Source organism: Nocardioides sp. T2.26MG-1 (genome assembly GCF_950101795.1).
In the GTDB taxonomy this organism is placed as follows: Bacteria; Actinomycetota; Actinomycetes; order Propionibacteriales; family Nocardioidaceae; genus Nocardioides.
This window is the reverse complement of record NZ_CATNLZ010000004.1, coordinates 43,392-64,654: the sequence shown is the minus strand read 5'-3', so window position 1 is coordinate 64,654 and position 21,263 is coordinate 43,392. Positions and strand designations below refer to the sequence as shown.

At 72.0% G+C, this 21,263-nt stretch carries 20 protein-coding genes and 1 pseudogene; 12 read left to right on the top strand and 9 right to left on the bottom strand.

Features of this window, described 5'->3' with window-relative positions:
- The first annotated feature begins 8 nt into the window (after positions 1 to 8).
- The 4 genes from QQZ14_RS06585 (at position 9) to QQZ14_RS06570 (ending at position 2,113) form a co-directional block, all read left to right on the top strand.
- Positions 9 to 494 carry a VOC family protein gene (locus QQZ14_RS06585; RefSeq protein WP_284533427.1) on the top strand — a complete coding sequence of 162 codons (486 nt, stop codon included), beginning with the start codon at positions 9 to 11 and terminating at the stop codon, positions 492 to 494.
- Positions 491 to 1,321: an SDR family NAD(P)-dependent oxidoreductase gene (locus QQZ14_RS06580; protein WP_284533426.1), complete on the top strand. Its 831-nt coding sequence runs from the start codon at positions 491 to 493 to the stop codon at positions 1,319 to 1,321. Before QQZ14_RS06585 ends, QQZ14_RS06580 begins: the two co-directional genes overlap by 4 nt.
- Before the next feature lie 98 nt (positions 1,322 to 1,419).
- On the top strand, positions 1,420 to 1,584 hold the full coding sequence (locus QQZ14_RS06575) for a hypothetical protein (RefSeq protein WP_284533425.1): 165 nt from the start codon (positions 1,420 to 1,422) through the stop codon (positions 1,582 to 1,584).
- Between the two features lie 10 nt (positions 1,585 to 1,594).
- Positions 1,595 to 2,113 carry a PH domain-containing protein gene (locus tag QQZ14_RS06570; protein ID WP_284533424.1) on the top strand — a complete coding sequence of 173 codons (519 nt, stop codon included), beginning with the start codon at positions 1,595 to 1,597 and terminating at the stop codon, positions 2,111 to 2,113.
- Positions 2,114 to 2,116: 3 nt separating this feature from the next.
- Here QQZ14_RS06570 and QQZ14_RS06565 read toward each other — a convergent pair whose 3' ends face one another.
- Positions 2,117 to 2,989 carry a sigma-70 family RNA polymerase sigma factor gene (locus QQZ14_RS06565; protein ID WP_284533423.1) on the bottom strand — a complete coding sequence of 291 codons (873 nt, stop codon included), beginning with the start codon at positions 2,987 to 2,989 and terminating at the stop codon, positions 2,117 to 2,119.
- A gap of 72 nt (positions 2,990 to 3,061) precedes the next feature.
- Between QQZ14_RS06565 and QQZ14_RS06560 the strand changes: the two genes are divergently transcribed.
- Complete coding sequence (locus QQZ14_RS06560) at positions 3,062 to 3,520, top strand: carboxymuconolactone decarboxylase family protein (RefSeq protein WP_284533422.1); 459 nt, start codon at positions 3,062 to 3,064, stop codon at positions 3,518 to 3,520.
- A 3-nt stretch (positions 3,521 to 3,523) separates the two neighbouring features.
- Here the strand turns inward: QQZ14_RS06560 and QQZ14_RS06555 are convergent, their stop codons facing one another.
- A complete protein-coding gene (locus QQZ14_RS06555; RefSeq protein WP_284533421.1) occupies positions 3,524 to 4,168 on the bottom strand; it encodes a hypothetical protein in 645 nt (214 codons plus the stop codon).
- Between the two features lie 103 nt (positions 4,169 to 4,271).
- Here QQZ14_RS06555 and QQZ14_RS06550 point away from each other — a divergent pair, with 103 nt between their 5' ends.
- The 6 genes from QQZ14_RS06550 (at position 4,272) to QQZ14_RS06525 (ending at position 10,359) form a co-directional block, all read left to right on the top strand.
- On the top strand, positions 4,272 to 4,760 hold the full coding sequence (locus tag QQZ14_RS06550) for a MarR family winged helix-turn-helix transcriptional regulator (protein ID WP_284533420.1): 489 nt from the start codon (positions 4,272 to 4,274) through the stop codon (positions 4,758 to 4,760).
- Positions 4,761 to 4,799: 39 nt separating this feature from the next.
- Positions 4,800 to 5,348, top strand: a complete 549-nt coding sequence (locus tag QQZ14_RS06545) for an MmcQ/YjbR family DNA-binding protein (protein WP_284533419.1) — start codon at positions 4,800 to 4,802, stop codon at positions 5,346 to 5,348.
- A 143-nt stretch (positions 5,349 to 5,491) separates the two neighbouring features.
- Entirely contained in the window at positions 5,492 to 7,180 is a 1,689-nt protein-coding gene (locus QQZ14_RS06540; protein WP_284533418.1) for an acyl-CoA mutase large subunit family protein, read from the top strand.
- A 126-nt stretch (positions 7,181 to 7,306) separates the two neighbouring features.
- Complete coding sequence (locus QQZ14_RS06535; RefSeq protein WP_284533417.1) at positions 7,307 to 8,515, top strand: acetyl-CoA hydrolase/transferase family protein; 1,209 nt, start codon at positions 7,307 to 7,309, stop codon at positions 8,513 to 8,515.
- A gap of 115 nt (positions 8,516 to 8,630) precedes the next feature.
- The gene (locus QQZ14_RS06530; RefSeq protein ID WP_284533416.1) at positions 8,631 to 9,566 is read left to right on the top strand and encodes a co-chaperone YbbN; all 936 of its coding nucleotides are present in this window, start codon (positions 8,631 to 8,633) and stop codon (positions 9,564 to 9,566) included.
- A gap of 7 nt (positions 9,567 to 9,573) precedes the next feature.
- A complete protein-coding gene (locus QQZ14_RS06525; protein ID WP_284533415.1) occupies positions 9,574 to 10,359 on the top strand; it encodes a hypothetical protein in 786 nt (261 codons plus the stop codon).
- Positions 10,360 to 10,365: 6 nt separating this feature from the next.
- Here QQZ14_RS06525 and QQZ14_RS06520 read toward each other — a convergent pair whose 3' ends face one another.
- Positions 10,366 to 11,253 carry a LysR family transcriptional regulator gene (locus QQZ14_RS06520; RefSeq protein WP_284533414.1) on the bottom strand — a complete coding sequence of 296 codons (888 nt, stop codon included), beginning with the start codon at positions 11,251 to 11,253 and terminating at the stop codon, positions 10,366 to 10,368.
- Between the two features lie 13 nt (positions 11,254 to 11,266).
- On the opposite strand from QQZ14_RS06520, the pseudogene QQZ14_RS06515 reads away from it, so the two are divergent.
- A pseudogene (locus QQZ14_RS06515) lies at positions 11,267 to 12,154 on the top strand (EamA family transporter); the annotation flags it as partial.
- Positions 12,155 to 12,184: 30 nt separating this feature from the next.
- Here QQZ14_RS06515 and QQZ14_RS06510 read toward each other — a convergent pair.
- From QQZ14_RS06510 to QQZ14_RS06485, 6 genes are all read right to left on the bottom strand, one after another.
- The gene (locus QQZ14_RS06510) at positions 12,185 to 12,703 is read right to left on the bottom strand and encodes a hypothetical protein (protein ID WP_284533413.1); all 519 of its coding nucleotides are present in this window, start codon (positions 12,701 to 12,703) and stop codon (positions 12,185 to 12,187) included.
- A gap of 175 nt (positions 12,704 to 12,878) precedes the next feature.
- Complete coding sequence (locus QQZ14_RS06505) at positions 12,879 to 13,640, bottom strand: NUDIX hydrolase (RefSeq protein ID WP_284533412.1); 762 nt, start codon at positions 13,638 to 13,640, stop codon at positions 12,879 to 12,881.
- Positions 13,641 to 13,680: 40 nt separating this feature from the next.
- Positions 13,681 to 15,954, bottom strand: a complete 2,274-nt coding sequence (gene glgB / locus QQZ14_RS06500) for a 1,4-alpha-glucan branching protein GlgB (protein ID WP_284533411.1) — start codon at positions 15,952 to 15,954, stop codon at positions 13,681 to 13,683.
- Positions 15,951 to 17,471, bottom strand: a complete 1,521-nt coding sequence (locus tag QQZ14_RS06495; protein ID WP_284533410.1) for a maltokinase N-terminal cap-like domain-containing protein — start codon at positions 17,469 to 17,471, stop codon at positions 15,951 to 15,953. Before QQZ14_RS06495 ends, glgB begins: the two co-directional genes overlap by 4 nt.
- Entirely contained in the window at positions 17,468 to 19,207 is a 1,740-nt protein-coding gene (treS, locus tag QQZ14_RS06490; RefSeq protein WP_284533409.1) for a maltose alpha-D-glucosyltransferase, read from the bottom strand. The genes QQZ14_RS06495 and treS overlap by 4 nt, the downstream gene beginning before the upstream one ends.
- A complete protein-coding gene (locus QQZ14_RS06485) occupies positions 19,204 to 21,201 on the bottom strand; it encodes an alpha-1,4-glucan--maltose-1-phosphate maltosyltransferase (RefSeq protein WP_284533408.1) in 1,998 nt (665 codons plus the stop codon). The genes treS and QQZ14_RS06485 overlap by 4 nt, the downstream gene beginning before the upstream one ends.
- Between the last annotated feature and the right edge of the window lie 62 nt (positions 21,202 to 21,263).

Below are 21,263 nucleotides of genomic sequence, written 5' to 3'. Positions count from 1 at the left end.
TCCGCGGGGTGATCGCCTCCGGCCCCGTCCTCCAGGTCGCCTGGGTCACCGACGACATCGCGGCGACCGAGCGGCTGCTCGCGGAGCAGTTCGGCGTCGCGGCGTGGACCCGCATCCCCGACGTCGTGTTCGGACGCGAGTCGACCACCCTGCGCGGCGAGCCCGTCGAGTTCACCGCGCACGTCTCGCTGGGCTACAGCGGCGACCTCCAGCTCGAGCTGATCGAGCCGGTGTCGGGGCCCACGGTCCACCAGGAGTTCCTCGACGCCCACGGGCCGGGCCTGCACCACGTGTGCTTCGCGGTCGACGACGTGGACGCGGCCTGCGCCGCCGCCGAGGCGGCCGGCGTGCCGGTGCTGATGCGCGGCTCGATGATGGACGGGGAGATCGAGTTCGCCTACGTCGATGGATCCGCCGGGGGAGTGCCGTACGTCGAGCTGGCCCGGATCGGGCCGCGCATGCAGGCGTTCTACGACGCGGTGCGCGCCGGGTGAGGGTAGCGCTCGTCACCGGTGCGGGCGCCGGGTCGCTCGGCGAGGCGACCGCGGCGGCGCTGCGGTCGCGGGGGTTCCGGGTGCTGACCACGACCCGCTCCTGCCCGGTGGCCGTCGACACGCACCCCCTCGACCTCGCCTCCCGGGAGTCGGTGGCGTCGCTGGCCGCATGGGTCGCCTCCAGCAGCGACCGGCTCGATGCGCTGGTCAACAACGCGGGCGTCCACCTCGACCTGCGCTCGCGGTGGTCCGAGCCGCAGCTGGTCGACGGCCACGAGGTGCACTGGCGGACCAACTACCTCGGCACCGCGCAGCTGACCAGGCTCCTCGTGCCGCTGCTGCTGGAGACCGCGGGCACCCACGGCGAGGCGCGGGTCGTGAACGTCGTCTCGAAGCTCCACGAGCGGGGTCGCAACGCCTGGCTCGACGGCCGGGTCACGCCGTACGACTCGTGGGCGGCGTACGGCACCTCCAAGCTCGCCCTGGTCCACGAGGCCGCCGAGGTCGAGCGGAGGTACGGCGAGCGGGGGCTGCACGGCTACGCGCTGCACCCGGGCTCGGTCCACACCCACGTCGCCGACCGGGGACTGGAGACCGCGCCGGTGCTGGCCCGGCTGCGCCGGCTCGCGGCGCCGCTGGAGCGGCGCGCGCTGCTCACCCCGGCGCAGGGGGCCCGCACCACGGTGTTCTGCGCGACCTCGCCCGAGGCCGCGCCCGGTGGCTACCACCGCCGGTCCGCCCCGGCGGAGCCGTCGCCGGACGCCCGGGACGCGGAGGCCGCCGCGCGGCTCTGGGACGCGACCTCCGCCTGGGCCGGATCGGTCTAGACCGGCGCGCCTGCGTGCATCGGGGGCGAGATCTCGGTAGACACGACCCCGGTCCACCGTCATGACTCCGGGTGTCACTGAGATGGAGCACTTCCCCCATGCGCAAAGCCCTCGTCGTCCTGCTCGTCGTCTTCGGCGGCTTCTGGATGGTCACCGACCCCCACGGTCTCGCCGAGTCGGCGCAGACCGCCGGCAGCAACGGAGCGAGCCTCACCGCCGACTTCTTCACCGCGGTGATCACCTTCGTGCGCGAGCTCGAGTAGCGAGCCCCCCGTGGGTTTCGCCAGCTGGGCCGACCCCGGCATCGGCAAGCACCTGCTGCGCGACGAGGGGGAGGTCATCGTCGACGAGGTCCGCCACCACTGGGTCGCGTTCGTGCGCCCGGTGCTCGAGGCGCTCGCCGGCGTGTTGCTGCTGGTGGTGAGCCCGTTCGCCCCGATCGACCTCGCGTGGGCGCCGATGCTGGTGGCGTTCGCGCTGGTCGCGCACGCAGGCTGGCTGGCGCTGCGTGAGCACCGCGACCGGTTCGTGATCACCAACATGCGGGTCTTCCGGGTGCACGGGGTGCTCAGCCAGAGCCTCGCGACGATGCCGCTCAGCCGGATCCTCGACATCACCGTGCGGCGTCCCCTGCACGGCCGGCTGCTGGGGTTCGGCCACTTCTGCTTCGAGTCCGCCGCCCAGGAGCAGGGGATCCGCGACATCCGGTACGTCGCGCGCCCCTACGCCCGGGACCTCGCGATCCAGCGCGTGGTGCAGCGGGCCGGGCTGCGCGGCGGCCGGGTCAACTGACGGTCACCCGACGAGGTCGGCGATGCCCAGCCGGTCGATCCGCTCGGGGTCGGCGAGGATGTTGATCTCGACGATCCGGCCGTCGCGCACCACCGGGCTGAACACCGACACGGGGCGGCCGCTGTGGAACGACACGAGGCCGACCGCGCCGTTGACCAGGACCCGGACCTGCTCGGCCTCCATCCGTCGGAACGAGATCGCCCGCGAGGCGACCTCGGCGGCACCGCGCACGTGCAGGGAGGGCCCGTGCTCGCCACCGTCGGCGCGCAGCAGCACGTCGGGGTCGAGCACCTCGAGGAGCGCCTCGAAGTCCCCCGCCCGGGCGGCGGTCGTGAACGCCTCGAGCACCCGGCGCTGGGTGGCCCGGTCGGCGACCGGCGGCGGGGTGTCGCGGACCCGCCGGCGCGCCCGGCTGGCGAGCTGGGCCGCCGTACCCGCCGAGGCGCCGACGATCTCACCGACCTGGTCGAACGGCACGCCGAACATGTCGTGCAGGACGAACGCCGTGCGCTCGCGCGGGCCCAGTGCGTCGAGCACGACGAGCAGCGCGAGGGTCACCTCGTCCGCCTGCTCCGCGGCGCAGGCGGGATCGGTGTCGAGGGCGGTCACGACCGGGTCGGGCACGTGCGCGTCGAGCGGCTCCTCGCGCCGCGACGTGCGGGCGCGGAGCAGGTCGAGGCAGATCCGGCTGACCACGGTGGTCAGCCACGCGGCGAGGTTGCGCACCTCGCTGGTGTCGGACCGGACCAGGCGCAGCCACGCCTCCTGGACGGCGTCCTCGGCCTCCGCCACCGATCCGAGCATCCGGTAGGCGACGCCACGCAGGTGCTCGCGGTGCTCTTCGAACTCCTCGGCCAGCCGCTCCTGGGTCTCCACTGTCAGGTTCCTCCTTCGTGGTCCGTCACCCCTACGACGAACCGAACCAGCCCGATCTGACAGGAGAGCACCATGGAACCACGCATGAACCACCCCGTCTTCGTCGTCCCGGACGCGCTGAAGTCGCTCATCGCCTACGACCGTGCGGCCGAGGGGCTCGGGGTGCCCGCCGAGACCCTCGAGATGCTGCGCCTGCGGGCCAGCCAGATCAACGGCTGCAGCGTCTGCGTCGAGCTGCACTCGACCAACCTGGAGAAGGAGGGCATCAGCCGCGAGCGGCTGTTCGCGGTGGCGGCCTGGCGCGACGCGCCGTACTTCACCGACCCGGAGCGCGCGGCCCTCGGCCTGGTCGAGGCGGTCACCCGGGTCGCCGACCGGGGCGAGCCGGTGCCCGATGAGGTGTGGGACGAGGCGGCGCGGCAGTACGACGAGCAGGGTCTCGCGGCGCTGCTGATCGCGATCACCTCGATCAACGTGTGGAACCGGCTCAACGCCGCGACCCGGCAGGTGGCCGGCGCCTGGAGCCCGTGACCGTCACGGGATCGGCATCGTGCGCCGGTCGACCTGGTCCTGCGGGCACGCCGAGATGCCGGCCTCGAGCACCGCCCGCAGCCGCCGGTCGCACCCGGGGCCGTCGGCGGTGACGATCCCGTCGACCGTGCACCGCACCATCGTGGGAGCGGTGTTGCGGGCGAAGGACTTCAGGTCGCCCCGGTCGCCGAGCCCGCGCCGACCCGCCCACGCGACGGCGCCCGGCACCAGGTCGAGCGTCGCCCCCGCCTCCCGGCGGGTCGCCTTGAGCCGTGGGCCGGCGTCGCCGCAGAGGTACTCGATGCGCAGCAGGCCCGCCGCGAGGATCCGCTGGGTCCCCTCGGGCACGTCGAGGATCGTCCCCGCGGCCACCGCCACCGGCAGCCGGAGCCAGGTGTCGTCGTCGCCGCGCCGGCCGACGAGCGCCGGCACCAGCGTGATCAGCCGCTGCCGGCCGGCGTCGGTGCTGCTGTCGTTGACCAACCGGGCCAGGTGGGCCAGCAGCGGATGGGTGCAGGACGGGTGGTCGGACCACGGCTCGCCGGCGAGCAGCGAGGCGATCTCCATCATGCAGGCGCCGCGTCGCGGCGTCCGGTGCCGGCCGCGGGAGAGGGTCGGCATGCCGTCGGGGACGGTCAGGGTACTCATCACGATCACCTCGTTTCCGAGGATCCTCCTGACGGGGTCGCGGGAGCAACCCCGTTACGGGCGCGACCGGCGCCGGATTCGGGCCGTGCCCTAGGGTCCAGTCGTGGCTCTCCCCTTCGACCCCATCGACGAGGCCGCCCGGCAGTGGGGCACCCATTGGGACGGCGTGCCCGCGATGCATGCGGTGACCTCGCTGATGCGGGTCCAGCAGCTGGTGATCGGGCGTCTCGACGCGATCCTCAAGCCGCACGGTCTGACCTTCGCCCGCTACGAGGCGCTGGTGCTGCTGGTGTTCTCCTCGCGCGGGTCGCTGCCGCTGGGCAAGATGGGCGAGCGGCTCCAGGTGCATCCCACGTCGGTGACCTCGATCGTGCGCCGGCTCGAGGCAGCGGGGCTGATCGAGCGCCGGGCGCACCCCGACGACGGCCGTGCCGTGCTCGCCGAGATCACGCCGGCCGGCCGGGCGCTGGTCGAGGTCGCGACCGCCGACCTGCTCGCGGCCGACTTCGCCCTCGGCGCGCTCTCGGGCGAGCAGCTCGCGCAGCTGTCCGCACTGCTCGAGCCGGTGCGCCGCGAGGCCGGCGACTTCTAGGGTCCGCGCGGTGTCGGCGGGCCGTGCCAGCATCGACCCGTGGTCACGGCCGACGACGTGCGTGAGGTGGGGCTGGCGCTCCCGCGCACCTACGAGTCCTTCACCGGCGGGCGGTTCAAGCTCAAGGTCCGCCAGATCGTGTACGTCGGGTTCTCCCGCGACGAGACCGCGATGGGGTTCGGCTACCCGCGGGACGCGCGCGACGGGCTGATCGAGTCCGACCCCGAGACGTTCTTCCTGCCGCCGCCCCGCGACCTGCGCTACCAGTGGGTGTGCGCGCACCTGGACCGGCTCGACCCCGACGAGATGCGCGAGCTGGTCACCGACGCGTGGCGGATGTGCACCCCGCAGATGCTCCACGACCTGCCCGACCTGCCGGCGCCCACCGCGGCCGCCTGGGCGGCGATGGACGCGGGGGAGTGGGCCGACCTCCAGCCGATGCTCCACCCCCACCTGCACTTCACCGACGGCGCCGTGTCCCTGCGCGGCCGGCAGCAGGTGCTCGCCCACCTCCGCGCCCACCCCACGCCGCGGCCGCCCACCTCCGTCGAGGTCCGCGACGGGCAGGTGTACCGCTGGGTGCGGTGAGGCGGCCGGAGGATCCCCGGTGTACCGGGGATCTTTCCGCTTCTCGGCTGTTGCAACGGCCGAGAAGCGCCAACATCCCCGGTACACCGGGGAAACCGCAGCACCCCTCGACGCATTTACTAGGACGTCCTACTATCTGACGTATGACCGAGAGCGCACGCACCCGCTGGCAGGCCCGCTACGACGCCTCGCGGGTCCGCACGGCCGACTTCACCACGCTGAGCGGACTGGAGGTGGCGCCGGCGTACGGCACCGACGACTCGGAGTGGCCCGGCGAGTTCCCCTACACGCGTGGGCTGTACCCGACCGGCTACCGTGGGCGCACCTGGACGATCCGGCAGTTCGCGGGCTTCGGCAACGCCCGCCAGACCAACGAGCGCTACCGGATGATCCTCGGCCGCGGCGGCGGCGGCCTCAGCGTGGCCTTCGACATGCCGACGCTGATGGGCCGCGACTCCGACGACCCGCGCTCGCTGGGCGAGGTCGGCCACTGCGGTGTCGCGATCGACTCGGCCGCCGACATGGAGATCCTCTTCGACGGCATCGACCTCGGCGACGTGACGACGTCGATGACGATCAGCGGCCCCGCTGTCCCGATCTTCTGCATGATGATCGTCGCCGCGGAGCGGGCGGGCGTCGACACGACCAAGCTCAACGGCACGCTGCAGACCGACATCTTCAAGGAGTACATCGCCCAGAAGGAGTGGATCTTCGGGCCTGAGCCGCACCTGAAGCTGATCGGCGACCTGATGGAGTACTGCACCGAGAAGATTCCGGCGTACAAGCCGCTCTCGGTGTCGGGGTACCACATCCGCGAGGCGGGCTCGACGGCCGCGCAGGAGCTGGCGTTCACGCTCGCCGACGGGTTCGGGTACGTCGAGCTCGGGCTGTCCCGCGGGCTCGACGTCGACGTGTTCGCACCCGGGCTGTCGTTCTTCTTCGACGCCCACGTCGACTTCTTCGAGGAGATCGCGAAGTTCCGCGCGGCCCGCCGCATCTGGGCCCGCTGGATGCGCGATGTCTACGGCGCGACCACCGAGAAGGCGCAGTGGCTGCGCTTCCACACCCAGACCGCGGGCGTCTCGCTGACCGCGCAGCAGCCCTACAACAACGTCGTCCGCACCGGCATCGAGGCGCTCTCCGCCGTGCTGGGCGGCACCAACTCGCTGCACACCAACGCACTCGACGAGACACTGGCTCTGCCCAGCGAGCAGGCCGCCGAGATCGCGCTGCGCACCCAGCAGGTGATCATGGAGGAGACCGGCGTCGTCAACGTCGCAGACCCGTTGGGCGGCTCCTGGTACGTCGAGGAGCTCACCGACCGGCTCGAGGCCGAGGCGACCGCGATCTTCGACAAGATCCTCGCGATGGGCGGCTCGCCGCTGACCTCGGACCGACCCGCCGACCTGGCCGAGGCGGTGCGTCGCGGTGAGCACCCGGTCACCCGGGGCCTGCTGCGCGGCATCGAGGACGGCTGGTTCATGTCCGAGATCGCCGAGGCCGCGTTCCAGTACCAGACCGCGCTCGAGAAGGGCGACAAGCGGGTCGTCGGCGTCAACTGTCACGAGGAGTCGGTCACCCACGACCTGGAGATCCTGCGGGTCTCCCACGAGGTCGAGGTCGACCAGGTCCGCGAGCTCGACGCCCGCCGGCAGGGCCGCGACGACGCCGCGGTGCGCGCCGCGCTCGCCCGGATGGTCGACGCCGCCCGTGCGGACGACAACCTCATCGAGCCGATGCTCGACGCCGTCCGGGTCGAGGCGACGCTCGGCGAGATCTGCGACGCGCTCCGCGCCGAATGGGGGGAGTACCGCGAGCCCGCCCGGTTCTGAGTCGGCCGGTTCCGAGGTCCCAACCGCTACCCGTCGGTAGCCGCCGAACGTCCCAAGACCGTCGGCCCGCACCCAGGGGACTTCCGGCCCGGGTGGGGGGTGGTGGGGTCTGGTGGAATCGTCCTCGTGGATCTCGCTCAGGCACTCGCGTCCCTGCCCGCCAACCCCCGCGTCGTCGTGACCGGCAACCACGCCACGCCGTGGCACACGGTCAAGCTGGTCGACGACGCCCTGGACGAGTACCGCCTCTGGGCGCTGAACGGCCAGCCGCAGCTGCCCGACCGCGAGGGCGTGGTCCTCGAGACGTCCTTCGTCGGCCCCGGCCAGCGCAAGAGTCCCCGGCTGAGCTACGTGCCGTCGCGGCTGTCGATGGTGCCCTCGCTGTTCGGCAAGCAGCTCCCGCCGGACGCGGTCGTCATCCACACGACGCCCCCGAGAGACGGCAAGGTGTCGCTCGGCGTGGAGGTCAATGTCCTGCCCGCCGCGATCGAGGCCACCCGGCGCAACGGCGGCCTCGTGATCGCCCAGGTCAACCACAACATGCCGTGGACCTTCGGCGACGCGCTGGTCGACCTCGACCAGATCGACGTGCTGATCGACGCGGACGAGCCGATGCCGACCGCACCTGTCAGCGCCATCGACGAGACCTCGGCCCGGATCGGCCAGCTGGTCGCCGAGCGGGTCTCGGACGGCTCGACGCTCCAGGCCGGCATCGGCGCCGTCCCGGACGCCACCATGCACGGCCTCACCAGTCGCAGCGGCCTGCGGGTGTGGACCGAGATGTTCTCCGACAGCGTGCTCGCCCTGGAGAAGATCGGCGCCCTCGACCGCAACATCCCGATCTCCGCGTCGTTCCTGTTCGGCTCGCCCGAGCTGCTCGAGTGGGTGGACGGCAACGAGCGCGTGGAGATGGTGCGCACCGAGGTCACCAACGACCCGGGCCGGATCGCCCGCAACCCCAAGATGGTCAGCGTGAACACCGCGCTCCAGGTCGACCTGTTCGGCCAGGCCAACGCCTCGCGCATCAACGCCCGCATCCACTCGGGCTTCGGCGGCCAGACCGACTTCATCGTCGGCGCCATGCACAGCGCAGGCGGCCAGGCGTTCCTCGCCCTCCGCTCGTGGCACCCGAAGGCCAACTGCTCCACGGTCGTCCCGATGGTCGACGAGCCGATCACGTCCTTCCAGATGAGCGCGATCGTCACCGAGCAGGGCCTCGCCACGGTGTTCGGCAACGACCAGCGGGAGCAGGCGCGCCAGATCATCGAGCACGCCGCCCACCCGAGCGTCCGCGAGGAGCTGCGCGAGGAGGCCGTGGCCCTGGGCCTCGCCTGAGCCGCGTGTGAGTGGATGCCCCGCCCCTCCCTAGGATGGGGCCCATGAGCACCCCACGAAGTCGCGTGCTTCCCCCGCTTCGCTCCTCCAGCCCACGATTCCGCGGGGGCCCCGCATGACGCAGCAGCCGTTCTCCCGCCCGGGAGCGATCGACCTCTCGGGACTCAAGAGCCCGGCGGCCCCGCCGGTACCTGGAGCGCCGGCGGGGGCCACCGCCGGTGGCTCGTCGTACGCCGTGCAGGTCAGCGAGCAGAACTTCCAGGCGACCATCGAGGCCTCCACGACGGCCCCGGTGCTCCTGGTGTTCTACTCGCCCTCCCGGATGCCGGAGAGCGCCCAGCTCGCCCGCGACCTGGAGACGCTGTCGGGCGAGTTCGAGGGCCGGTTCCTCGCCGGGCTGGTCGACATCGACCAGGTGCCGGCGATCGCGCAGGCGATGCAGATCCCGTCGGTGCCGCTGGTGGTCGCGGTGCTCGACGGCCGGCCCGCCCCGCTGTTCCAGGACGTGCTGCCGCTCGAGGAGCTGCGCGCCGCACTGACCCAGGTCATGCAGCAGCTCACGGTCAACGGGGTCGCCGGGCGGCACCAGCCGCGGCACGCCGCACCGGCCGAGGGCGAGGAGACCGACGAGCCGGCCGTCGACCCGCGCTACGCCGCCGCCCAGGAGGCGTTGGGCGCCGGGGACATCGACGGGGCGGTCGCGGAGTACCAGCGGCTCGTCGACGCCAACCCCGCCGACGCCGAGGCGGCCGCTGGTCTGGCCATGGCCAAGCTGCTCCAGCGGACCCAGGGCGTGGACCTGGCCGAGGCCCGGGCCGCCGCCGCTGCCAGCCCCGACGACGTCGACGCGCAGACGATGGTCGCCGACCTCGACATGCTCGGCGGCCACGTGGAGGACGCCTTCAACCGGCTGATCGACCTGGTCCGGCGTACCGCCGGTGACGAGCGCAACGCGGCGCGCGAGCACCTGCTCGGGCTGTTCGGTGCGGTCGGCAACGACGACCCGCGGGTGCTCAAGGCCCGCCAGAACCTCGCGTCGGCCCTCTTCTAGATCCTCGATGAGGCTCGTCACCGGGTTCTCGCGGGGCAACGGGAGGGGGCCCAACCTCGACCGCTGGGTGGTCACCGACGGCTGGGCCGCGGTCTTCGACGGTGTGACCCCGCGCGGGACGGACCTGGACGTGACCACGGCGGCCACGGTCGCGCTGGTCGACGACCTGGTGCGTGCCGTCGAGGCGGCCGCTGCCGACCTGGAGCCGCTCGCGATGGTGGAGCGGCTCACGGAGACGACCGCCGCCCACCAGGGCGCGCAGCGTCCCTCGGCGGCGGCCGTGGTCTTCTCGCTCACCGCCCGCCGGGTCGTGGTGGTCGGCGACGGCTGGGTCGGCGTCGACGGGGCGGCGAGGTTCTACGACCACCGGTTCGAGTCCGTGGTGACCGAGGCGCGCCGGGCAGTCACGCAGGCGGCACTGGCGGCGGGCCGGTCCGTGGACGAGCTGCGTCGGGACGATCCCGGTCGCCGGGCGGTGCACGACCTGCTGGTCGGCGAGGCGGAGTTGCGCAACGTCGACGCCGACGGCCCCTACTTCTACTCCTGCCTCGACGGACGTCCCGTCCCGCGCCGGCACCTCGCGGTCGTCGACGTCCCGGCCGGCGCCCGGAGCCTCTGCCTGGCCTCGGACGGCTACCCCGTGCTCGCCGAGACCTGGCAGGAGAGCGAGCGCGCGTTGTTCGCGGACATCGAGGCGGACCCGCTGCGGATCGGGCGGCATGCCGGCACCAAGGCGCTCGCCCCGGGTGCGGAGACCTTCGACGACCGGACCTTCCTGCTGCTCGAGCTCTAGCCTTCCTCAGCTCTCGAGCGCGTCGAGCAGGGCCCGCACCGCCGGTGACTGCGCCATGCTGCGCCGGTGCACCGCGATCACGTCGCGGGTCGGCACCGGGTCGTGGGCAGGTACGGCGACCAGCCGGTCGCCCAGCGGCGCGCGCCCGAGCCGCGGCACGAGGGCGATGCCGAGGCCGGCGCGCACCAGCGCGAGGTGGGACTCGAACTCCATGGCGGTGTGCACGATGCGGGGAACCCGCCCGGTGCCGTCGTACATCCGGTTCAGCCACTGCCGGCAGATCGTGCTCTCGGGCGTGGCGATCCAGCCCTCGTCGAGCAGGTCGCGGGGGCTGAGGCGGTCGCGGCCGGCGAGGTGGTGGCCGGCGGGGACGATCACGTCGGCCACGTCGTGCGCGACCACCCTGGCCTCCAGGTGGTCGGGGATCGCGAGCGACAGGTCGCCCCAGCGGTGCACCAGGCCGAAGTCGCTCTGGCCCGAGGCGACCAGGTCGACGGTGTCCCAGGGCTCGCGCTCGGTGAGGGCGACGGTGAGGTCGGGGTGGGCGGCACTCAGGTCGCGCACGATGGGTGCGACCAGCCCGCGCATCGCGGTGGAGAACGCGGTCAGCCGCAGGTGCCCGGCGACGGTGCCGGCGCGGCGGTGCAGTCCGGCCTCGACCTCCTCGAGGTCGGCGAGGAGGCGGGCGCCGGCGTCGACGAGCTGGCGGCCGTGGTCGGTGAGCATCACGCCGCGTCCGACCCGCTCGAGCAGCGGTACGCCGGTCTGCCGCTCCAGCCGCTTGACCTGCTGGGACACGGCGCTGGGCGTGAAGCCGAGGGAGTCGGCGGCCGCCACCACGGACCCCTCGGCGGCGACGGCGCGGAGGCTGGTGAGGGCGATCAGGTCGATCATGTAGCCAAGCTACATGGATCGATGTATGACACGTCGCTGGTGCTTCATGGTCTGCCTCGGGTTGGCTGGCCGGGTGAACCGACGCGACTCCCTGCTGGCCGCCCTCGTCGCGACCATCTGGGGCTTCAACTTCGTGGTGATCGACTGGGGCATGGACGGCGTGCCGCCGCTGGTGTTCGCGGCCGTGCGGTTCACCGTGGTCGTGGTGCCGGCGGTGTTGTTCGTCGGCCGGCCCGACGCCCCGTGGCGGGTGGTGGCGGCGGTCGGGGTCTTCATGTCGCTGGGGCAGTTCGGCTTCCTGTACGCCTCGATGGCGGCCGGGATGCCGCCCGGCCTGGCTGCCTTGGTGCTGCAGGCGCAGGTGATCTTCACGGTGCTGATCGCCGCAGGGGTGCTGCACGAGCTGCCGACCCGCGCCCAGGCCGCGGGCGTGCTGCTGGGCTCGGCCGGGCTCGTGGTGGTCGGCGCCGGCCGCGGTGGGCACGTGACCGTGGCGGCACTCGCGCTGTGCCTGAGCGGCGCCCTGTCGTGGGGGATCGGCAACGTGGTCTCCCGCGCGTCGGGCGTGCGCGGCGGCCTGTCGCTCACCGTGTGGTCGGCGCTCGTCGTACCCGTCCCGCTGCTCGCGCTGGCGATGGCGATTGACGGCCCGGCGGTCGTCGGCGACGCGCTGGTCTCACTGTCGTGGCAGGCCGGGCTGTCGACGCTCTACACGGCGGGGCTCGCCTCGCTGGTGGGGTACGGCGTGTTCAACACGCTGCTCGCCCGCAACCCGCCGTCCGCGGTCGTGCCGTGGGTGCTGCTCGCGCCGGTCGTCGCGATGACGTCGGCCTGGCTGCTGCTCGACGAGCGGCCGAACGCCGCCGAGCTCGCCGGGGGAGCGGTGCTGATCCTCGGCGTGCTCGTGGCGCTGCGTCCGTCGGGGGGACGGTCAGGCGGTGGGTCCCTGCGCGCGGACGTCGGCGACCGCGTCCATGGCCTGCCGGAGCTCGGCCAGCCAGTCACCCTCGTGCTGGCCGACGAGGCGGACGCACCAGGCGAGTGCGTCCGACCGTGACCGGGCCACCCCGGCGTCGACGAGGGTGTCGAGCACCAGCCGCTGGGGCTGGCGCAGCCGGGTCATGACCGGCGCCGCGACGTGGGTCCACAGCTCGCGGTGCTCGCCGACGACCACACCCCACGACACCTTGCGCTCGAAGCGGTGCTGGGCCTCGCGGGCGATCTCCATCCGCCGCTCCCGGGTCTCCTCGCGGAACGCCGACGCTCGTCCCGCCCGCGCCTCGGCGAGCGCGATCTCGCTCGGCTCGGCGAGCTCGACGTCGGGGATGGTCAGCACCACCGTGATCTCCTCGCGGTCCACCGTCACCCCGGCCGGCGCGCTCTGCCACTCCTGGGGGAGCCGGCCGGCGAACCAGCCACTCACCCGCTTGTTCTGATCTGATGTAATCATGTAATCAGTGTTGCACGGTGATCAAGGTGGTCCGTCTCCCGATCGCTGTCGTTTGGTCACCAACGACAGTGATCCGCCCCTGACGAACGCCGTTGGTGACCAAACGACAACAGTTGGCGGGGTCGCGGATGCGGGGGGGCGTCCGTCTCGCCCGTCACGCGAAGGGCGGGAGTCCTCAGACCCCGCCGGACTCGGTGTACGACGGACCGGACGCATCGAGGTTGGCGAGCGCGGAGGAGACCCGCCGTGCGGTGAAGTCGGCGCACCGGTCGCGCGCCTGCTCGGGGGTGCAGAACTCCGCGGCCCGGATCTCCCGGGTCTGGCGCACGATCGAGTCGGTGATGGCCGCGTCGTGGGCGCCGCCGTCGAAGACCAGGCACAGCGCGTCGTCCCAGCCGCTCCACGGCGGCAGCCAGTCGGTGAGCAGCAGCGGCCCGGGCTCGATGCGCAGCCCGAGCTCCTCCTCGACCTCGCGGGCGACGGCGAGCTGCGGCGACTCGCCGACCTCGACGACCCCGCCGGGCAGGTCCCAGTCCTGCTTGTAGGTGAGCTGGCACAGCAGCACCCGCTCGTCGCGGTCGCGGATCAGCATCTGGCTGATCGCCCGCTTGCGCGGCAGGAACGAGTTGAGCAGCGCGCGGAAGCCCTCGGGCTCGTGCACGGGTACGTCGGTGGCGAGCCGGGCGTAGACGATCCGGTCCACGGTGCGCCCGTCGACGGTCACCCCGCGCATCACGCCCTCGCGGCGCAGCCCCGACCAGGTCGCGATCCGCTGGGCCGCCTCGTCGTCGGGGTCGACCAGCGCCTCGACCCGGGCATGCGCGGTCAGCGCGGCGGCCACCTCGTGGCGCACCACGTCGACCGGCTGGTCGGGCGCCCACGTGATCCGGGCGATCCCCTCCGCGACGGTGGTCACGGAGGTCGGCTGCTCGGTCACGAGGTCAGATTAGTGTCTCGACAAGCTCGACCGCCGAGCGTCACCGCTTGCGGAACCACACCGTCGCCAGCGGCGGCACCACGATCGTGGCGTGTGCCGGCTGACCCGACCACTCGCCCTCGACCGCGGTGACCGCGCCGAAGTTGCCCACCCCGGAGCCGGAGTAGAGGTCGGCGTCGGTGTTGAGCACCTCGTCCCACTCACCCGCTGCGGGCAGCCCGAGCCGGTAGCCCTCGTGCGGGACCGCGGCGAAGTTCGAGACACAGACCAGGTCGGCGTCACCGCCGCGACGGATGAACGAGAAGACGTTGCGGCCCGCGTCGTTGGCGTCGATCCACTGGAAGCCCTCCGGCTCGTGGTCGCGCATCCACAGGGCAGGCGAGTCGACGTACGCCGTGTTCAGGTCGCGCACCAGCGACTGCACGCCCCGGTGCTCGGGGTGGTCGAGCAGCCACCAGTCGAGCTCGCGGGACTCGGCCCACTCCGACTCCTGGCCCAGCTCGGCGCCCATGAACAGCAGCTGCTTGCCGGGGTGGGCCCACATGAACCCCAGGTAGGCGCGCAGGTTCGCCAGCTGCTGCCACCGGTCGCCCGGCATCTTGCGCAGCAGCGAGCCCTTGCCGTGCACGACCTCGTCGTGGCTGATCGGGAGCACGAAGTTCTCCGACCAGGCGTAGACCAACGAGAACGTCATCTCGCCGTGGTGGTAGGCGCGGTGCACCGGCTCGTGGGCCATGTAGTCGAGCGAGTCGTGCATCCAGCCCATGTTCCACTTGAAGCCGAAGCCCAGGCCGTCGTACGCCGTCGGCTTGGTGACGCCCGGCCACGAGGTGGACTCCTCGGCGATCGTGGTGATGCCCGGGACCCGCTTGTAGACGGTGGCGTTCATCTCCTGCAGGAACTGCACGGCCTCGAGGTTCTCGTGCCCGCCGTGGATGTTCGGCGACCACTCGCCCTCCTCGCGCGCGTAGTCGAGGTAGAGCATCGAGGCGACGCCGTCGACCCGCAGCCCGTCGGCGTGGAACTCCTCGAGCCAGTACAGCGCGTTCGCGTAGAGGAAGTTGCGGACCTCGCGGCGCCCGAAGTTGAAGATGTGGGAGCCCCACTCCTTGTGCCAGCCGCGCTGCGGGTTGGGGTCCTCGTAGAGCGGCGTGCCGTCGAAGCGGGCCAGCGCCCACTCGTCGGTCGCGAAGTGCCCGGGCACCCAGTCGAGGATCACGCCGACCCCGGCCTGGTGCAGCCGGTCGACCAGCAGACGGAAGCCGTCGGGGTCGCCGAAGCGTGCGTCCGGGGCGAAGTACGACGTCACGTGGTAGCCCCACGAGCCGCCGAACGGGTGCTGCATCACCGGCATCAGCTCGACGTGCGTGAAGCCCAGCCCGGCGACGTACGCCGGCAGCTCGTCGGCCAGCTCGGCCCAGGACCAGTACCGGCCGTCGGGGTGCTTCTTCCACGACGCCAGGTGCATCTCGTAGACGCTCATCGGCGACGCGACCGGCTGCCGGGTGGCGCGCTGCTCGAGCCACGCGTCGTCGCCCCAGGAGTAGCCGGACTCGAAGACCTTCGAGGCGGTGTCCGCGGGCCGCTCGGCCCACTGCGCCATCGGGTCGGCCTTCTCACGCCACTGCCCGTCGGGGCCGAGGATCACGTACTTGTACGCCGTGCCCGCGCCCACGCCGGGCACGAACAGCTCCCACACGCCGGACGTGCCGAGCTGGCGCATCGGGTGCTCCCGGCCGTCCCAGCTGTTGAAGTCGGCCTTGACCCGGATCGCGCGCGCCGAGGGCGCCCACACCGCGAACGAGGTGCCCGTGATCTCGCCGAGGGCACTGGGGTAGTGGTGCACCCGGGCCCCGAGGACCTGCCACAGCAGCTCGTGGCGGCCCTCGTTGATCAGGTGGAGGTCCATCTCGCCGAGCGTCGGCAGGAAGCGGTAGGGGTCGTCGACCACGATCTCGTCGGAGCCGTAGCTGACCGCGACGCGGTAGTCGGGGACGTCCGGCAGCGGGATCACCCCGGCCCACACGCCCTCGTGTTCGTGGCTGAGCTCGGCCTCACCCGAGGTGCCGGAGCCGTCGCTCCACCGCACGACCACGCGGGTGGCCAGCGGGCGGAGCACCCGCACGGTCACCGCGCCGTCGTGGGGGTGCGGGCCGAGCACCCCGTGGGGGTTGCCGTGCTCGCCGTGGGCGATCTGGTGCAGCTCTGCCGTCGAGACCGGCTGGACCGCCGGCGTCACCGCCGGGGACGGGCTCGCGGCCGGTGCGGGCGCGGGGGTGGAGGTCTGGCTCTTCTTGGTCTTCTTGAGGGTCATGCCGCTCCGATCCTCGCCACGGCCTCGAGTGGGATGGCCACCCAGGTCGGACGGTTGCGTGTCTCGTACACGGTCTCGTACACCGCCTTGTCGGCGACGTAGGCGTCCAGCAGGACCTGCTGCGCGTCGGTGAGCTCGCCGCCGGCGTACGCGGCGAGGAAGTGGTTGCGGTTGCGGTGCGCCCACTCCTCGGCGCGGTACGCGCGCTGGCTGGCGCCCTCGGGCTGGTCCTCGGCGAACTGCCGCTCGACCACGTGCGGCACGTAGTCGAAGGAGCGGAGCATGCCGGCGACGTCGCGCCACACGGAGTCGGGCCGCAGCCGCTCGGCCAGCGGCTTGGCCGGCTCACCCTCGAAGTCGACGATCTTCCAGCCCAGGCTGGTGCGCAGCGTCTGCCCCAGGTGCAGGTCGCCGTGGACCTGCTGCACCTCGAGGTCGTCGAGGGTGCGCAGACGGGCGTACGCCGCTCGCAGCGCGTCGGCGTGTTCGGCCAGCTCGGGCACCACGCCGAGGGCGGCGTCGAGCCGCGCCAGCATCGCGTCCGCGAGCTCCGCGATCGCCTCCGGCCCGCGATGCTCGACCGGGAAGTGCGCGGCCAGGTCGTCGTGGACCTCGCGCAGCGCCTCGCCGAGGCGGGCGGCCTCGGCGGCGAAGTCGCCGCCGGCCTCGTGGGCGTGCAGGTCACCCTCCGCGAACAGGTTGCGGGCGCTGGTGAGCGCCAGGTCCCACCCGTCGCTGGCGGTGCGCAGGAACTGCTGGAGCATCGCGAGCTGCATCGTGGTCCCCGAGCGCTCCTCGGCGTCGGGGTCGGCCTCCCAGTCGACCCAGTCGAGCCAGCCGTAGAGCGCCGCGATGTGGTCGGAGCCCGCCTTGGTGAGCACCTCGTGGACGCTGATGTCGGGGTTGACCCCCGGCGTGATCTTGCGGAACACCTTCATCAGGCAGTCCTCGCCGTACGCGACCGAGGAGTTGGACTGCTCGCCTGAGAACAACGCGGAGTGCGCGGTCAGGTCGAGGTCGTGGCCGGGCAGCCGGTGGAAGCGCAGCCCGCTGTCCTCGTCGCTGAGGTTGCCGCCCGGCTCGCGGGCCGCACGGTCGAACGCGCGTAGCCAGCTGTCCATCGCCTCGCGGTCGTGGAGGGCGTCGTAGGCGTGCACCCAGCCCTGACCGGGCTCCTCCCACCAGCCGATGAACGCGTGGTCCAGGCGCGCCTCGGGCTCGGTGTAGAACGACATCGGGACCTGGTAGACCTCCGAGCCGCCCGGCCCGTCGCCGTAGGCGACCTCGACGAGGTCGATCACGACGCGGGGGCCCTCCGCCCCGTCGTCGCGGGGCACCTCGCCGATCCGGCGTACGGAGGCCACCTCGAAGGGCCGGCCCTTGCCGCCGAACCAGCGGGTTCGCTCCAGGTAGCGGGCGAACACGTCGGGACCCTGGACCTCGATGGGCGCGGGAGCCGCGCCGGGGGTGCCGGGCACGGTCGGCTCGGCGGGTGTCACGTCGTCGTCGGGGCTCACAGCAGCTGCCCCTCCTCGGTGGTCTCGGGGGCGGTCAGTCGGAACCAGTAGAACCCGTAGCCCGCCAGGGTCAGCAGGTAGGGCAGCTCGCCGATCTCGGGGAACGGCACCCGGCCGAGCAGCTCCACCGGACGCCGGCCCTCGAACCGGCGCAGGTCGAGCTCCACCGGCTGGGGGAACCGCGAGAGGTTGTTGACGCACAGGATGATGTCCTCGGTGCCGTCCTCGGCGACGTGCTCGCGCACGTAGGAGAGCACCGTGGAGTTGGACCCGCCGAGGTCGTAGAAGGTCCCGAGCCCGAACGCCGGATGGTTGCGGCGGGTGTGGATCATCCGTCGCGTCCAGTGCAGCAGGGACGAGGTGTTCTCCAGTTGGGCCTCGACGTTCACCGACTGGTAGCCGAACACCGGGTCCTGGATGATCGGGCGGTCGAGCTTGCCCGGCGTGGCCGAGGAGAAGCCGGCGTTGCGGTCGGCCGTCCACTGCATCGGGGTGCGGACCCCGTCGCGGTCGCCGAGCCAGATGTTGTCGCCCATGCCGATCTCGTCGCCGTAGTAGAGGACTGGCGAGCCCGGCAGCGACAGCAGCAGCGCGTTGAACAGCTCGATCTGGTTGGTGTCGTTGTCGAGCAGCGGGGCGAGTCGCCGGCGGATCCCGATGTTCGCCTTCATGCGGGGGTCCTTGGCGTACTCGCCCCACATGTAGTCGCGGTCCTCGTCGGTGACCATCTCGAGCGTGAGCTCGTCGTGGTTGCGCAGGAAGATGCCCCACTGGCAGCTGTCCGGGATCGGCGGGGTCTGCTCGAGGATCTCCGAGATCGGAAAGCGGGACTCGCGACGTACCGACATGAAGATGCGCGGCATCACCGGGAAGTGGAACGCCATGTGGCACTCGTCGCCGCCGACCTCGAAGTCGCCGAAGTACTCCACGACGTCCTCGGGCCACTGGTTGGCCTCGCAGAGCAGCACCCGCCCGGGGTACTCGTCGTCGACGACCTTGCGGACCTTCTTGAGGAAGTCGTGGGTCTCGGGGAGGTTCTCGCCGTTGGTGCCGGGCCGTTCGTAGAGGTAGGGGACGGCGTCGAGCCGGAAGCCGTCCATGCCCATGTCCATCCAGAAGCGGATCGCGTCGATGATCGCGTCGTGGACCGCCGGGTTGTCGAAGTTGAGGTCCGGCTGGTGGGAGAAGAACCGGTGCCAGAAGTACTGCTGGCGGACCGGGTCCCAGGTCCAGTTCGACGGCTCGGTGTCGACGAAGATGATCCGCGCCTCCTGGTAGAGCTCGTCGGAGTCGGACCAGACGTAGAAGTCGCCGTAGGGGCCGTCCGGGTCGGAGCGCGAGGCCTGGAACCACGGGTGCTGGTCGCTGGTGTGGTTCATGACGAAGTCGATGATCACGCGCAGCCCGCGCTGGTGGGCCTGGTCGAGGAAGAACCGGAAGTCGTCGATGGTGCCGATCTCGGGGTGCACGCCGGTGTAGTCGGCGACGTCGTACCCGTCGTCACGCAGCGGGCTGGGGAAGAACGGCGGGATCCAGAGGCAGTCGACCCCGAGCCACTGGAGGTAGTCGAGCTTCTCCACCAGCCCGCGGAAGTCGCCGGTGCCGTCGGCGTTGGAGTCGCGGAAGGCGCGGACCAGGACCTCGTAGAAGACCGCGGTCTTGAACCACTCGGGCGTGCTGTCGGACGGGTTGTCGGGGGTGTGGTCGGGTGTGGTGCCGGGGACGGCTTCGGTCACCGGGGCCTCCTGACGCTGAGGATGTGGGCCGGCTCGTGGAACGGGTCGAGCCGCACGTAGTTGTGCTCGCCCCAGCTCCAGTCCTCGCCGGTGATCTCGTCGTGGACCACGAAGCTGTCGCCCGCCGTGAGGCCGAGGGCGGCAAGGTCGAGGTGCACGGTGGTCTCGCGGGCGCCGTGCGGGTCGACGTTGACGACGACGATCACGATGTCGCGCTGACCGTCGGGGAGCGTGGCGCTCTTGGAGAACACCAGGATGTTCTCGTCGTCGCTCCAGTGGATCGTGACGTTGCGCAGCAGCTGCAGGGCAGGGTGCTGGCGGCGGATCTCGTTGAGACGGGTCAGGTACGGCGCGAGCGTGCGGTTGTCCCGCTCGGCGGCGTCCCAGTCGCGGATCCGGATCTGGTACTTCTCCGAGTCGAGGTACTCCTCGCTCCCGGGCCGGACCGCCACGTGCTCGAAGAGCTCGTAGCCGGCGTAGACGCCCCAGCTGGGCGACCCGGCCGCGGCGATCGCGGCGCGGATCTTGAATGCGTTGGGGCCGCCGTACTGCAGGTAGGCATGGAGGATGTCGGGGGTGTTCACGAAGAAGTTCGGCCGCATCAGGTGGTCGGACTCGTGGGACAGCTCGCGGAGGTACTCCTCGATCTCCCACTTCGCGTTGCGCCAGGTGAAGTACGTGTAGGACTGGTGGAAGCCGATCGCCCCGAGCGCCCGCATCATCGCCGGACGGGTGAACGCCTCGGCCAGGAACAGCACGTCGGGGTCGGTGCGGCGGACCTCCTTGAGCAGCCACTCCCAGAACGCGACCGGCTTGGTGTGGGGGTTGTCGACCCGGAAGATCCGCACCCCGTGCGACATCCAGAGCCGGACGATCCGCAGCACCTCCTGGCAGATGCCGGTCGGGTCGTTGTCGAAGTTGATCGGGTAGATGTCCTGGTACTTCTTGGGCGGGTTCTCGGCGTACGCGATCGTGCCGTCGGCGCGGGTGGTGAACCACTCGGGGTGGGAGGTGACCCACGGGTGGTCGGGCGCGGCCTGGAGCGCGAGGTCGAGCGCCACCTCGAGGCCGAGGGAGCCGGCCCGCGCCACGAACGCGTCGAAGTCGTCGAACGTGCCGAGGTCGGGGTGGATCGCGTCGTGCCCGCCGTGCTTGGAGCCGATCGCCCACGGCGAGCCGGTGTCGTCCGGCCCCGGGTCGAGGGTGTTGTTCGGCCCCTTGCGGTTGACCTCGCCGATCGGATGGATCGGCGGGAGGTAGATGACGTCGAAGCCCATCGCGGCCACCGCGTCGAGCCGCTTGGCGGCGGTCTTGAAGCTCCCGCTGGTGACCTTGCCGGTCGTGGCGTCCCTGGTGGCGCCCTCGGAGCGGGGGAAGAACTCGTACCAGCTGCTGGCCAGCGCCTTGGGGCGGTCGGCGTACGCCGGGTAGGGCCCCTCGACCGTGACCAGCTCGCGGATCGGGTGGCTCGCGAGCACGCCCGTGACGTCCGGCGCCTCGAGCACGGCCAGCCGGGCGGCCGCGGGCCGCTTCGCGTCGGTGGCGGCGTCGATCGCGCCCTGGAGGACCTGGGCGGCGTCGGCCGCGGACGGGTCCCGCGGGTCGAGCGACGCCACGACCTTGTCGAGGAGGATCCGGGCCTCGAGGAACATCAGGTCGACGTCGACCCCGGCCGGGATCTTCAGGGCCGCGTCGTGCTGCCAGGTGGCCAGCGGGTCCGACCAGGCGACGACCTCGAACCCCCAGGCGCCCCCGGCGTCCGGGGTCACCCAGGCCTCGTAGCGGTCCGGGATCGTGTCGTGCGGGGTCATCCGCACCGGCGGGCGGCGGCGGCCGTCCGGCCCGGTCAGCACCACCTCGGCGGCCAGCTGGTCGTGCCCCTCGCGGAAGACGGTGGCGGTCACCGGAAAGGGTTCGCCGACGGTTGCCTTCGCGGGCTGTCGGCCGAGGTCGACGATAGGAGTGACGTTCATGACGGGGATGCGTCCGACCATGATCTCCAACCTAGCGAGGATGCGGGCAGATGCGGCACCGGAAGTGCCGCCCTGGACGCCGT